This window comes from Vibrio kasasachensis, from assembly GCF_050337565.1.
GTDB classification, from domain to species: Bacteria; Pseudomonadota; Gammaproteobacteria; order Enterobacterales; family Vibrionaceae; genus Vibrio; species Vibrio kasasachensis.
This window is the reverse complement of sequence record NZ_JAKJTB010000014.1, coordinates 96,100-108,834: the sequence shown is the minus strand read 5'-3', so window position 1 is coordinate 108,834 and position 12,735 is coordinate 96,100. Positions and strand designations below refer to the sequence as shown.

Sequence of the window (12,735 nt, the reverse complement as noted above, 5' to 3'; positions counted from 1 at the left end):
CGTCTATATGTCTTTGCTTGTAGCCTTAAAAGCCGCTAAAATTACACTTTGCATAAATTAATGACTAACAATAACGAAGGTGCGCAATGGCAGACTGGAATGGCGATTACATTAGCCCATATGCTGAACATGGAAAGAAGAGCGAACAAGTAAAGAAGATTACAGTTTCAATTCCATTGAAAGTATTAAAGGTATTAACTGATGAACGTACACGCCGTCAGATTAATAACTTACGCCATGCAACTAATAGTGAGTTACTGTGCGAAGCATTTTTACATGCTTATACAGGGCAACCACTGCCGACGGATGAAGATTTACGTAAAGATCGTCCTGATGATATTCCAACAGAAGCGAAGCAGTTGATGACCGATATGGGCATTGAATTTGAAGCGTTTGATGATTAATTGTTAGAAGCTGGAGCCTAGCACCAATCCAGCAGAAAACAAAAAACCGCAGATATTTGAGTCTGCGGTTTTTTGATCTGCTAATACTTAGGAATTGAAATGTATTGGCGTGAGAATTAAGTCGTATAACTCTATGCCATATAATTCTCAGGCATCTCGATTCGTGCCACACCAGAATCAACAGCTGCTTGCGCGACTGCCTTTGCTACTCTAGGCAGTAGGCGAGGGTCCATTGGTTTAGGAATAATGTATTCGTGACCAAATTCAAGCTTGTCAGCCCCAGCGGCAACGAGCACTTCAGCCGGTACTGGCTCTTTTGCTAATTGGCGGATGGCTTCAACCGCAGCCAGTTTCATCTCGTCATTAATCTCACTGGCGCGCACATCCAACGCCCCGCGGAAAATAAACGGAAAACAAAGCACGTTATTGACTTGGTTAGGGTAGTCGCTGCGACCTGTACCCATAATGAGGTCATCACGGACTTGATGAGCCAACTCAGGTTTTATTTCAGGATCAGGGTTAGAGCAAGCAAAGACAATCGGCTTATCTGCCATTAGCGTCAATGCCTGTTGTGGCATCAAGTTAGGTCCAGATACACCTAAGAAAATATCCGCGCCTTCAATCACATCTTCGAGTGTGCGCTTGTCGGTATTGTTGGCGAATAGCTTTTTATATTCATTAAGATCATCGCGTCGAGTATGAATAACCCCTTTGCGATCAAGCATGTAAATTTTCTCACGCATTGCGCCACATTTGATCAGCAATTCCATACATGCTACTGCCGCCGCTCCAGCGCCAAGGCACACGATAGTGGCCTCTTCTAGCTTCTTACCTTGCAGTTCAATGGCATTGAGCATGCCTGCTGCCGTGACAATTGCGGTGCCATGCTGGTCATCATGAAACACGGGTACATCGCAACGTTCAATCAGCTGTTTTTCAATCTCAAAACAGTCTGGTGCTTTGATATCTTCAAGGTTAATACCACCAAAGGTATCTGCGATATTCGCTACCGTATCAACAAACTCTTCAATTGTGCGGTGCTTTACTTCGATATCAATTGAATCAAGCCCTGCGAAGCGTTTGAACAGCAGTGACTTACCTTCCATGACAGGTTTTGATGCCAGAGGACCTAAATTACCCAAACCAAGAATAGCGGTACCGTTAGAAATAACCGCGACCATATTGCCTTTTGAGGTGTACTTATAAACATTGTCAGGATTTTGTGCGATTTCTCGCACTGGCTCCGCAACACCTGGGCTATAGGCTAGAGCAAGGTCTTTGGCTGTTTCTGCTGGTTTTGTTAGCTCGATAGAAATTTTTCCTGCGATAGGAAGGGCGTGGTAATCCAGAGCTTGCTGACGAAACAGTTCTTCGGCGGTCAATTCTTGTGTATGGTCATCTGACATAAGGGATGTTTCTCATTGTTGTTAATTGTTAAGCGGAAGTTATTTTAGTGGAAGCAAATCAAGCTGCATAGGTAAGATTGCGATTGATATTGTTATTATAGATATATTAATCGCTGATAAGACCAGTTTGCTCGCATTTTGGTAAAGGTTCCCCAAAAAACGGGTAATAAAAAAGGACGCCTGAGCGTCCTTTTAGAATCGGTCTAGAGAAGAAATTACTTCTTGCTAGTAGATAGAGCACCGAAACGCTTGTTGAAGCGATCAACACGGCCGCCTGTATCAACGATACGTTGCTTACCAGTGTAGAATGGGTGACATTTGTCACATACGTCTAGGTGGATAGAATCCTTAGCTAGAGTAGAGTTGAACTCAAAAGAGTTACCGCAAGAACAAGTAGCGCTTACAGCTTTGTATTCTGGGTGGATGCCAGTTTTCATTGGAGAACCTTAATAATAGGCCGTGTCGCTATCCGATTCTAAGCCGGACACCACACGTAGTTAATAAAAAATATCGCATACCGCTTGGTGATAAACATCAAGCCATATGCTAAGGCGCAATATAATAATGAATCTGTACTTGAGGATCAACTGATTTACTCGATTAGCTGCTACTTTTTTCACCAGTAGAGTGCCGCCAAGCAACAAGTACTAATTTTAGAGCTTGAGTGGGGGAAACTGGGGAGAAAATAGAATCGCTCTCCGTTTTGCTTTAGACTTGACGGTGTTTATTACTCAACAGTATTTAGCCAAACTTTATGCGTCCTACCATTGCTCGAGTAGCTTTGCCGGTTCCACTGGATAAGCAATTTGATTATCTAATCCCTAGCCATTTATTTCCGGTAATTGGAGGACGAGTGTCGGTGCCATTTGGTCCCAAAACACTGATCGGTGTTGTTACCGAACTGACCAACCAGTCCGCGTTTAAGCAAAGCCAACTTAAGTCTTTAAAACAGGTGCTTGATACACAACCAGTGTGGTCTGATTCTATCTATCAACTGCTGATGTGGTGTAGTCAATTCTACCAATATCCACTCGGTGATACGCTCGCCAATGCAATGCCTTCAGCGCTACGAAAAGGAAAACCAGCCGACTTTTCGACTTTAGTCGAGTGGCAATTGACCTCAAAAGGTAAAGACCAACTTATGTCTGGTTTTGGTCGCGCGGTAAAACAAGAGAGGGCAATGCGCGCGCTGGAAGACGGCGCAGTGTCGCATCAGCAATTGCTTGCTCAAGAGATCAGTGGCACGGTACTAAAAGCGTTGCAAGAGAAAGGCTGGGTTGAATCCATTGAGCGAAAACCAGTGGTTCAAGCTTGGAGCGAGCAGGTAGAAGCGGATGTTGATAAGCCAAAGCTGAACCAAGAGCAGGCAGTGGCTATTGCGACGGTAAATAGTGCTAACGGTTTTGGTTGCTATTTACTGGAAGGTGTCACTGGTTCAGGTAAAACAGAAGTGTACTTGAACTTGATTAAGCCAGTATTAGAGAAGGGCAAGCAAGCCTTGATACTGGTTCCTGAGATCGGTTTAACGCCACAAACTATCAACCGTTTTCGTCGACGTTTTAATGTACCAGTTGAAGTTATTCATTCTGGTTTAAATGAAACAGAGCGTATGAATGCGTGGCTTAGTGCCCGTGATAAGGTGGCAGGAATTGTCATTGGTACTCGTTCAGCGCTACTAACGCCATTTGCTGATTTAGGCATAATTATTGTCGATGAAGAGCATGATAGCTCTTACAAGCAACAAGACAGCTTGCGCTATCACGCCCGTGATGTGGCGGTAATGCGAGCGAATAAAGAACAGATCCCCATTTTACTTGGTTCGGCGACACCAGCGCTAGAGACACTGCAAAATGCGTTGAGTGGCAAGTACCACCATTTGCAACTTTCTCAGCGGGCGGGCAACGCTAAGCCAACCACGAATAAAGTACTCGATGTCAAAGGGCTGTATTTAGAAAGTGGCTTATCAGCCCCACTGATTGCTGAGATGCGTAGGCACTTAACAGCGGGTAATCAAGTCATGCTGTTTCTCAATCGGCGAGGCTTTTCACCGGCTTTAATGTGCCATGAATGTGGCTGGATAGCTGAATGTAAGCGTTGTGATGCTTACTATACTTACCATCAAAACAGCAATGAGATTCGCTGCCATCACTGTGGCTCGCAACAGCCTGTTATTCATCAGTGCCAAGGGTGTGGCTCGACCAACCTTGTTACGGTTGGTGTGGGTACCGAGCAACTCGAAACGCAATTAAAAACACTTTTTCCTGATTACAAAGCGATCCGTATTGATCGAGATAGCACTCGGCGAAAAGGCAGTTTAGAAAGTGCGTTAACGGCGATCCGAAAAGGTGAGTTCCAAATTTTAATTGGTACACAGATGTTGGCGAAGGGGCACCACTTCCCGGATGTCACTTTGGTCGCATTGCTGGATGTAGACGGATCACTGTACAGTAGTGACTTTAGAGCATCAGAGCGATTAGCTCAGTTATTTATTCAAGTTGCAGGGCGTGCAGGGCGCGCGAGTAAGCCTGGTGAGGTGATATTGCAAACTCACCATCCTGAACATGCCTTATTGCAAGCATTACTGAATCATAGTTATCGCCATTTTGCTGATACGGCGTTAGAGGAAAGAAAGGTAGCAATGCTGCCTCCTTTTACCTATTTAACCTTGTTTCGTGCCGAAGCGAACAACAGTGAAGTGGTTGAAGATTTCTTACGGCAGGTTCGCTTTACGCTTGAAGCGCACCCATTATTTGATGGTGAATGCCAAGTGTTGGGACCAACGCCTGCACCGCTAGCCAAAAAAGCAGGTAAGTTTCGTTGGCAACTGCTATTGCAAACTCAAACTCGACCAATAATGCAGCGTTTGTTAGCCAGTGCTAAACCAGCTATTGAGTTATTGCCTAATAGCAAAAAAGTACGTTGGTCGCTAGACATTGAACCGCAAGATTTAAGCTAGTTACCACTTTACAATGTTACGTACGCTAGATCAGAACGTAATTTTGTGACGTAAGTCTCTGTGCCGGGTTGGGTTTTGTTAAATCTCCCGTAACTTTATAGCTCGAAATAAATAAACTAGTACTAGGTGCATTACGCATCATAGTGAATACTTCGAAATGGCAATCGGTTGTGTGTTTTATAGACTTAATTAAGAGTGGGTATTAGCCCATCAATATCAATCAGGCTTGGGTGGCTCACGCTGCTTAACAAGGAAAAATTTAAGAGGGTTACATTTATGGCGACAATGAAGGATGTTGCCCAGCTCGCGGGGGTTTCAACAGCGACGGTGTCAAGGGCGTTGATGAATCCCGAAAAAGTCTCGTCTGCAACGCGAAAGCGCGTTGAGGATGCAGTCTTAGAGGCTGGCTATTCACCAAACTCATTAGCACGTAATCTACGTCGCAATGAGTCCAAAACTATCATCGCGATCGTTCCAGATATTTGCGATCCTTATTACACGGAGATAATCCGAGGTATTGAGGATGCGGCAATGGAGCATGGCTATATTGTTTTGCTCGGTGACAGTGCTCAGCAGAAAAAACGCGAGAACTCTTTTGTTAACTTGGTCTTTACTAAGCAAGCAGATGGCATGTTATTACTCGGAACGGATTTGCCATTTGATGTGAGCAAACCAGAGCAGAAAAATTTGCCGCCAATGGTAATGGCATGTGAGTTTGCTCCTGAGCTTGAATTACCCACGGTTCATATTGATAACCTAACCTCAGCGTTTGAGGTGGTAAATTACTTAACTCAACTTGGTCACAAGCGTATTGCTCAAATTTCCGGTCCTCAAGCTGCGGTACTGTGTCAGTTCCGTCAGCAAGGTTATTTGCAAGCGTTGCGTCGTGCCGGAATTAGCATGAATCCGGCTTACAGTGTTCATGGTCAATTTACGTTTGAAGATGGCGCGAAAGCCGTGCGTCAGTTGCTTACATTACCTGAGCCTCCAACCGCTATTTTCTGTCATAACGATGCCATGGCGATCGGCGCAATTCAAGAAGCGAAACGTTTGGGGTTGCGTGTACCACAAGATCTTTCGGTGGTTGGTTTTGATGATATTGAATTTGCGCAGTACTGTGATCCACCATTAACAACCATTTCTCAGCCTCGTTATGAGATCGGACGTCAAGCTATGTTAATGATGCTTGAAATCTTACGTGGGCATGATGTTCGAACTGGTTCTCGACTGCTAGAAACCAACTTAGTTGTGCGTAAGAGCGCGGGGCCACCGCGAGCGATCTAACTAAATTAACTACGGCGCTCATTGAGCGCCGTTTGTTTTTGCAACCTTGTGTCAAAAATCAAACTTCATTGTGTCAGGAATAGATTGCGACGCTATTATCCGATGACGTTCTGGATTAAGATGTCACGAGAACTAACTGATTTTGTAGTACAACTGTGGCAAGTAAAGATTACGTAAAACGTGGTGCTAGTAAAAGACCCGTAAAAAAGAAACCAGCACCAAAGCGCAAGCCTTGGCGTAGTGGTCTATTGGCGCTAATTATTCTGAGTGGCTTTGGTTATGGGCTGTATACCTTAAGCCAAGATCCTGAACCGCCAGCGACCGTTGTACAAAAAGAAAAACCAGCTAAAGCAAAACCTGCCAAGGTTATTCCACCACCACCAGAAGAGAAGTGGGACTATGTCGATAGCCTGCCGAATCGTGAAGTGGAAGTGAAAGCCAAAGAGCAAGTGATCTCTGATATCCCTTATATCATGCAATGCGGCGCCTATAAGAGCGAGCAACAAGCTGAAGTGCGTAAACTTGATATTGCTTTCCAAGGTATCAATAGCCAAGTTCGAAAGAAAAAGGGCAGTTCTTGGTACCGTGTGGTGCTAGGCCCATACAAACTCAAGCGTGATGCCGAGCGTGATAAGCATAAGTTGCAGCGCGCCAAGATTGAACCATGCGCTATCTGGAAAGAATCTCAGTAGAGTAGGAGCGCACTTTGGCGATATAGCCATGGCGGCGAATTGAATAAAAAGAGGCATACCTGTTGGTGTGCCTTTTTTATTTTGTCCGAGTTGAATGACGATCAGTTCGAGTTATTGATCAGAGAAACCGAGTGGGTTGTTAGATTGCCAACGCCAAGCATCTTGAGTCATATCTTCTAAAGATCGCGTGGCTTTCCAAGCGAGATCTTGTTCCGCTTTGCTCGGATCTGCCCAACACTCTGCGATATCTCCAGGGCGCCGATCAATTAACCGATAAGGTATTGGCTTATTGGATGCTTTTTCAAAAGCATGAATCATATCAAGCACGCTATAACCGTTTCCTGTCCCTAAATTATAGATATGTAGACCAGCTTTCGGTGCTATTTTTTCAAGTGCTGCGATGTGCCCATCGGCTAAATCCATCACATGAATATAGTCGCGAACGCCTGTCCCATCTTTGGTTGGATAATCACTGCCGAAAACAGAGACGAATTCTCTTCTGCCTACTGCGACTTGAGATACATATGGCATTAGATTATTTGGAATGCCTTGAGGATCTTCGCCTAGCTCTCCCGATGGATGAGAACCTACAGGGTTGAAGTAACGGAGCAGGGTAATGCTCCAATCTGGGTTGGCTTTTTGAAAATCAGAGAGGCACTCTTCGACAATCAATTTGCTACGACCATAAGGGTTTGTAGCACTGGTTGGAAAATCCTCAGTAATTGGAACACAGGCTGGATCACCGTAGACTGTGGCTGAAGAGCTGAAGATGAGTTTTTTCACACCCGCCTCTCGCATAGCATCAACCAACACTAACGTGCCGTTGACGTTATCATCAAAATACTCGAGTGGTTTTTCCACAGATTCACCAACGGCTTTTAGTCCAGCAAAGTGAATCACCGCTTCAATATGGTGGTTTATAAGTACATCCAATAACGCGTCTTTATCGCGAACATCAGCTTGAATAAATATAGGGTCGATAAAAGAAACTTGTTTCATTTTTCTTAGTACGGATTTCTTACTGTTGCATAAGTTATCCAATAGAACAGGAGTGATGCCAGCATGAAGCAGCTGGATGCTGGTGTGGCTCCCTATATACCCCGTTCCGCCTGTGACTAAAACGTTCATATTCTACCGAGTCCAATTCGTCCTTGTATTCTACAAAGTGTAGGTCTTGCTGGGAGTAATACCCAAAAAGAAATGCGGTATTTCTTAGAACAAGACTTCTCCCTTGAATTCTTCTTAATCGATCCGCATATAATGATTAATAACGAATTTTAAGAATTATGAGGCTCTACTCGTGACTACCATCGTATCAGTACGTCGAAATAATAAAGTTGTCATCGCGGGCGATGGACAAGTATCACTGGGTAATACAGTGATGAAAGGCAATGCACGTAAAGTTCGTCGTTTGTACAACGGCAAAGTATTGGCGGGTTTTGCCGGTAGCACTGCAGATGCATTCACATTGTTTGAGCGTTTTGAAAGCAAGCTGCAAATGCATCAAGGTCACCTAACTAAAGCGGCGGTTGAACTAGCGAAAGATTGGCGTAGCGATCGCGCATTGCGTAAGCTGGAAGCGCTACTCGCAGTCGCTGATGAAACGGCATCATTGATTATTACTGGTAACGGTGATGTTGTGCAGCCAGAGCATGATTTGATCGCGATTGGTTCAGGTGGCAACTTTGCCCAAGCCGCGGCAATGGCTCTGCTAGAAAATACAGAATTAGATGCGCGTGAAATTGCCGAAAAATCATTAACGATTGCGGGTGATATCTGTGTGTTCACCAACCATCACCACACTATTGAAGAACTAGAAGCTCCAGCTGAAAACGCGGAATAAAACCAAAGATAGTGGCACAACCATTTTTTAAGGAATTTGAATATGTCTGAGATGACACCTCGTGAAATTGTTCATGAATTAAACCGCCATATCATTGGCCAAGATAATGCAAAACGCTCAGTTGCAATTGCACTGCGTAACCGTTGGCGTCGAATGCAGCTTGAAGAGAGCTTGCGCGTAGAAGTGTCGCCCAAAAATATTTTGATGATTGGTCCTACAGGTGTTGGTAAAACGGAGATAGCACGCCGTTTAGCCAAGTTAGCCAATGCGCCATTCATTAAAGTGGAAGCGACCAAGTTTACTGAAGTTGGTTACGTGGGTAAGGAAGTCGAAACGATTATCCGCGATCTTACTGATGTTGCGATTAAGATGACCACCCAGCAAGCGATGGAAAAAGTAAAATTCCGTGCAGAAGAGCAAGCAGAAGAACGCGTTTTAGATGCACTGCTTCCGCCAGCTCGTGATGCTTGGGGTAAGAATGAGCAACAAGATGACAATAGCTCAAACACACGTCAGATTTTCCGTAAGAAGCTACGCGAAGGTCAGCTAGACGATAAAGAAATAGAGATTGATGTTGCTGCACCGCAAATGGGCGTAGAGATCATGGCTCCTCCAGGTATGGAAGAGATGACCAACCAATTGCAGGGCATGTTTTCGAATCTTGCTGGTGACACGACAAAAAAACGCAAACTGAAAATTAAAGATGCGTTGAAATCGTTGGTTGAAGAAGAAGCCGCGAAATTAGTTAATCCAGAAGAGTTGAAAGAGCAGGCGATTTATAACGCAGAAAACAACGGTATCGTATTTATCGATGAAATTGACAAGATCTGTAAGCGTGGCGAAAGCTCAGGTCCAGATGTTTCTCGCGAAGGCGTACAACGTGATTTATTGCCATTAATTGAAGGCAGTACCGTTTCAACTAAACATGGTATGGTTAAAACCGATCATATTCTTTTTATTACTTCGGGCGCTTTTCAGGTGTCTAAGCCGTCAGATCTTATCCCAGAACTTCAAGGTCGTTTGCCAATACGTGTTGAACTAGAAGCGCTTTCTAGCCATGACTTTAAGCGTATTCTAACCGAACCAAAAGCGTCTTTAACCGAGCAATACATTGCACTGATGAAGACTGAAGAAGTTGATATTGAATTTACTGAAGATGGTATTGTGCAAATCGCAGAAGCAGCATGGACGGTAAACGAAACGACAGAGAACATCGGTGCTCGCCGTTTGCATACCGTAATGGAGCGCTTGATGGATGAAATATCGTTTGAAGCAACCGACAAACCAGGTACCAAAATGGTGATTGATGCAGCTTACGTTAATCTTCGCCTCAGTGAGTTTGTTGAAGATGAAGATCTAAGTCGTTTTATTCTTTAGAAAGCGACCCAATTATTGAGCCTCACCATTTGGTGGGGCTTTTTTTATGCAACAACCATAGTGTTGTCAATAAAAATCGCATAAAAATTTATAAGAATAATTGTTTATTTATTATTGGCTTACGCACATTGCCACCTATCTTTGATAAATTTTTTTTAAGGTTTCCATTAGGTGGCTATGTGCAATTTGATAAAACTATATGTATGATAGCTCGCCTTTGTGATCAGCCTCACGCTATGGATGGATTTGTGAGGGAAATACGCCTAACCCGATAATTCGGGCCAATTAAAGCGAGACTACAATGTCTAAAGGCACTTTGGCGGCAGGACTTACCTGCATTTCTGACGCCGAGTATTCGGCTGAATCGTTTACCCAATCGAGTAAACCCTCTATCCGCTCTCAACTGGAGCTGTCTAACCCAGTGCTGTGGTTAAGTGGATCATTTTTAACACTTTTCGTTCTATTAGCGGTTCTAGATGCTGAGCTGCTGACTTCTTTAGTTAATACCGGTTTTAGCTATGCGACCCAATGGTTTGGTGGCTACTGGCAATTGTTACTTTTCGCAAATTTCATCATCGGTCTATTCCTTGCTTTAGGGCAAACGGGCTATGTTCGCTTAGGTGGACTTTCGTCGCCTGAAATGGACACCTCTAAATGGTTGTCGATTGTTCTGTGTACTTTATTGGCTGGTGGCGGTGTCTTTTGGGCTGCGGCTGAGCCTATTGCCCATTTTGTTTCCGCTCCTCCTTTTTATAAAACCAGTGGTGATGCAAGAGAGATGGCAATTAATGCCTTGTCTCAATCATTTTTACATTGGGGCTTTTTAGCTTGGGCAATTTTGGGTTGTTTATCGTCGATTGTTTTAATGCATCTCCATTATGAGAAAGGTTTGCCGCTTAAACCACGCACCTTGCTTTACCCGGTTTTTGGCCATCGAGCCATTGAAGGCTGGTTAGGTAATACTATTGATGCCTTGAGTATTATAGCCGTGGCGGCAGGTACGATCGGACCGATTGGTTTCCTTGGTTTGCAAATCAGCTATGCGTTAAATGCTCTGTTCGGGCTGCCTGATCAATTCGAAACGCAAACACTAGTTGTAGTGCTGGCGATGGCTTGTTACACCTTGTCTGCATTAAGTGGTTTGAGTCGAGGTATCCAATTGGTGAGCCGTTACAACATCGTATTATCTCTGGTGCTTGTGGTCTTCATCCTGATTGCCGGACCAACCAGCTTCATCATTGATGGCTATATTCAAGGTGTTGGTCAGATGGTGGATAACTTTGTGCCGATGGCGCTATATCGCGGTGATACGGGGTGGCTTAGCTGGTGGACTGTGTTTTTCTGGGGTTGGTTTATTGGTTACGCGCCAATGATGGCGATCTTCATTGCTAGAATTTCTCGTGGACGCACCATTAGACAGTTAATTTTGGCGATCAGCATAGCGGCTCCGTTGATAACTTGTTTTTGGTTTAGCATCGTTGGTGGAAGTGGGCTGGCATTTGAATTAGCCAATCCGGGAAGTATTCAAACCGGTTTTGAAGGTTTTAATTTACCGGGCGCGTTATTAGCGATAACACAGCAATTGCCATTCCCAACGCTAATCTCAATCTTGTTCTTGATTTTGACTACAACATTTATTGTGACGACGGGTGATTCAATGACGTACACCATTAGCGTTGTTATGACGGGGAATAGTCAACCCAATGCGTTGATCCGCATTTTTTGGGGTGTTGTTATGGGGACAGTGGCGATAGTACTAATTTCCATGGGAGATGGTGGAATATCTGCGCTGCAATCCTTTATTGTGATTACCGCAGTACCGACGTCGTTCATCATTTTACCTTCTCTATGGCAGGCACCAAAAATGGCGCAGCAGATGGCGAAAACGCAAGGGCTTGTGTAACGATTTCGATAGCGCGGTTTAGCTGGTTGATTGATGGCTGAATAAAAAATCCCCCTGTGCGCGAGGGGGATTTTTTTGCCAGTAAATTGTGATATTAAATCATGAAAATAAAAATAACCGACAGTGCTGAGATTAAGCCAGCAAAGGCATAACAAGCAACTTTACCCGCTACACCAGCGTGGATTTTCAGATCATGCATCCCATGATGAAAGCGATGCATCGCATGCCACATTGGTAGAGCGAGTGTTCCAATGATAAATAGCGCGCCGATAAGGCTGGTAGCAAAATCAGCCACGCGTTCATAGCTTAACGATTCAGCATCAATAATGCCTAGCGGAGCGAGAATACCAAGGACTAATACGGTGATCGGTGTGATCATGGCAAACCATGTACCGCCGGCGCCAAATAAGCTCCACCAAATAGGCTCATCTGAGCGACGTGGAGCGCGGTCAACTTTGTAATTTGGATTCATAACGTAGCTCCTTTAAACGATGATCAGCACAACCAGAGAAATGAACGCAACAGCTGCCCATTGAGCAAGCACGATCACTTTCTTATCGACTGGCTTGCCCTTGATACGTATCGGCATCACTTGCGGCATCATGCTAAAGAAAGTTTGCGCATGAAGCAGGCTACCAGCTAGGGCTACGATGTTGATCGCGACCACAACAGGATTTGCCATAAACTCAAGCCAGCCTTGCCAAGCTTCAGGCCCTTTCACTAGCGCACCCAAACCGAAGGTTAGAAAGATAGTGAAGAGAATAAGAGGCAGTACAGTTGCTTCACGTAGCATGTAGAAGCGATAGACAGGGCTACTTTGCCACCAAGTACGTTTCATTTCACGTACGTAAGGTTTACGATTACTCATCC

Annotated in this window: 12 protein-coding genes; 7 read left to right on the top strand and 5 right to left on the bottom strand. The window is 44.5% G+C overall.

Annotation, left to right across the window (positions count from 1 at the left end; all coding sequences use genetic code 11):
• Window positions 1-86: 86 nt before the first annotated feature.
• Window positions 87-404, top strand: coding sequence for a met regulon transcriptional regulator MetJ (gene metJ / locus L4C38_RS12375; RefSeq protein WP_428797865.1), 318 nt, complete (start codon window positions 87-89; stop codon window positions 402-404).
• A gap of 131 nt (window positions 405-535) precedes the next feature.
• Here the strand turns inward: metJ and L4C38_RS12370 are convergent, their stop codons facing one another.
• Both L4C38_RS12370 and rpmE read right to left on the bottom strand, forming a co-directional pair.
• Window positions 536-1,810, bottom strand: a complete 1,275-nt coding sequence (locus L4C38_RS12370) for a malic enzyme-like NAD(P)-binding protein (protein WP_428797864.1) — start codon at window positions 1,808-1,810, stop codon at window positions 536-538.
• A gap of 215 nt (window positions 1,811-2,025) precedes the next feature.
• A complete protein-coding gene (gene rpmE / locus L4C38_RS12365; protein ID WP_428797863.1) occupies window positions 2,026-2,247 on the bottom strand; it encodes a 50S ribosomal protein L31 in 222 nt (73 codons plus the stop codon).
• A gap of 317 nt (window positions 2,248-2,564) precedes the next feature.
• Between rpmE and priA the strand changes: the two genes are divergently transcribed.
• From priA to L4C38_RS12350, 3 genes are all read left to right on the top strand, one after another.
• Window positions 2,565-4,766 carry a primosomal protein N' gene (gene priA, locus L4C38_RS12360; protein WP_428797862.1) on the top strand — a complete coding sequence of 734 codons (2,202 nt, stop codon included), beginning with the start codon at window positions 2,565-2,567 and terminating at the stop codon, window positions 4,764-4,766.
• Between the two features lie 240 nt (window positions 4,767-5,006).
• Window positions 5,007-6,050, top strand: coding sequence for a DNA-binding transcriptional regulator CytR (cytR, locus tag L4C38_RS12355; RefSeq protein WP_428797933.1), 1,044 nt, complete (start codon window positions 5,007-5,009; stop codon window positions 6,048-6,050).
• A 155-nt stretch (window positions 6,051-6,205) separates the two neighbouring features.
• Window positions 6,206-6,742: an SPOR domain-containing protein gene (locus L4C38_RS12350; protein ID WP_428797861.1), complete on the top strand. Its 537-nt coding sequence runs from the start codon at window positions 6,206-6,208 to the stop codon at window positions 6,740-6,742.
• Between the two features lie 111 nt (window positions 6,743-6,853).
• Here L4C38_RS12350 and galE read toward each other — a convergent pair whose 3' ends face one another.
• Window positions 6,854-7,870 carry a UDP-glucose 4-epimerase GalE gene (gene galE / locus L4C38_RS12345; RefSeq protein ID WP_428797860.1) on the bottom strand — a complete coding sequence of 339 codons (1,017 nt, stop codon included), beginning with the start codon at window positions 7,868-7,870 and terminating at the stop codon, window positions 6,854-6,856.
• Between the two features lie 172 nt (window positions 7,871-8,042).
• Here galE and hslV point away from each other — a divergent pair, with 172 nt between their 5' ends.
• The 3 genes from hslV (at window position 8,043) to L4C38_RS12330 (ending at window position 11,865) form a co-directional block, all read left to right on the top strand.
• Window positions 8,043-8,585: an ATP-dependent protease subunit HslV gene (gene hslV, locus L4C38_RS12340; RefSeq protein WP_428797859.1), complete on the top strand. Its 543-nt coding sequence runs from the start codon at window positions 8,043-8,045 to the stop codon at window positions 8,583-8,585.
• Between the two features lie 42 nt (window positions 8,586-8,627).
• On the top strand, window positions 8,628-9,962 hold the full coding sequence (hslU, locus tag L4C38_RS12335; RefSeq protein WP_428797858.1) for an ATP-dependent protease ATPase subunit HslU: 1,335 nt from the start codon (window positions 8,628-8,630) through the stop codon (window positions 9,960-9,962).
• 301 nt (window positions 9,963-10,263) lie between these two features.
• On the top strand, window positions 10,264-11,865 hold the full coding sequence (locus tag L4C38_RS12330) for a BCCT family transporter (RefSeq protein WP_428797857.1): 1,602 nt from the start codon (window positions 10,264-10,266) through the stop codon (window positions 11,863-11,865).
• A gap of 94 nt (window positions 11,866-11,959) precedes the next feature.
• Here L4C38_RS12330 and frdD read toward each other — a convergent pair whose 3' ends face one another.
• Together frdD and frdC are read right to left on the bottom strand one after the other, a co-directional pair.
• Window positions 11,960-12,337: a fumarate reductase subunit FrdD gene (gene frdD / locus L4C38_RS12325; RefSeq protein ID WP_428797856.1), complete on the bottom strand. Its 378-nt coding sequence runs from the start codon at window positions 12,335-12,337 to the stop codon at window positions 11,960-11,962.
• A gap of 12 nt (window positions 12,338-12,349) precedes the next feature.
• Window positions 12,350-12,733 carry a fumarate reductase subunit FrdC gene (frdC, locus tag L4C38_RS12320; RefSeq protein WP_428797855.1) on the bottom strand — a complete coding sequence of 128 codons (384 nt, stop codon included), beginning with the start codon at window positions 12,731-12,733 and terminating at the stop codon, window positions 12,350-12,352.
• Window positions 12,734-12,735 lie beyond the last annotated feature (2 nt).

Excerpts from the sequence above, each read along its gene's own strand:
- metJ (WP_428797865.1), top strand. The coding sequence starts at position 87 with ATGGCAGACTGGAATGGCGATTACATTAGCCCATATGCTGAACATGGA.
- L4C38_RS12370 (WP_428797864.1), bottom strand. The coding sequence starts at position 1,810 with ATGTCAGATGACCATACACAAGAATTGACCGCCGAAGAACTGTTTCGT.
- rpmE (WP_428797863.1), bottom strand. The coding sequence starts at position 2,247 with ATGAAAACTGGCATCCACCCAGAATACAAAGCTGTAAGCGCTACTTGT.
- priA (WP_428797862.1), top strand. The coding sequence starts at position 2,565 with ATGCGTCCTACCATTGCTCGAGTAGCTTTGCCGGTTCCACTGGATAAG.
- galE (WP_428797860.1), bottom strand. The coding sequence starts at position 7,870 with ATGAACGTTTTAGTCACAGGCGGAACGGGGTATATAGGGAGCCACACC.
- hslU (WP_428797858.1), top strand. The coding sequence starts at position 8,628 with ATGTCTGAGATGACACCTCGTGAAATTGTTCATGAATTAAACCGCCAT.
- L4C38_RS12330 (WP_428797857.1), top strand. The coding sequence starts at position 10,264 with ATGTCTAAAGGCACTTTGGCGGCAGGACTTACCTGCATTTCTGACGCC.
- frdD (WP_428797856.1), bottom strand. The coding sequence starts at position 12,337 with ATGAATCCAAATTACAAAGTTGACCGCGCTCCACGTCGCTCAGATGAG.
- frdC (WP_428797855.1), bottom strand. The coding sequence starts at position 12,733 with ATGAGTAATCGTAAACCTTACGTACGTGAAATGAAACGTACTTGGTGG.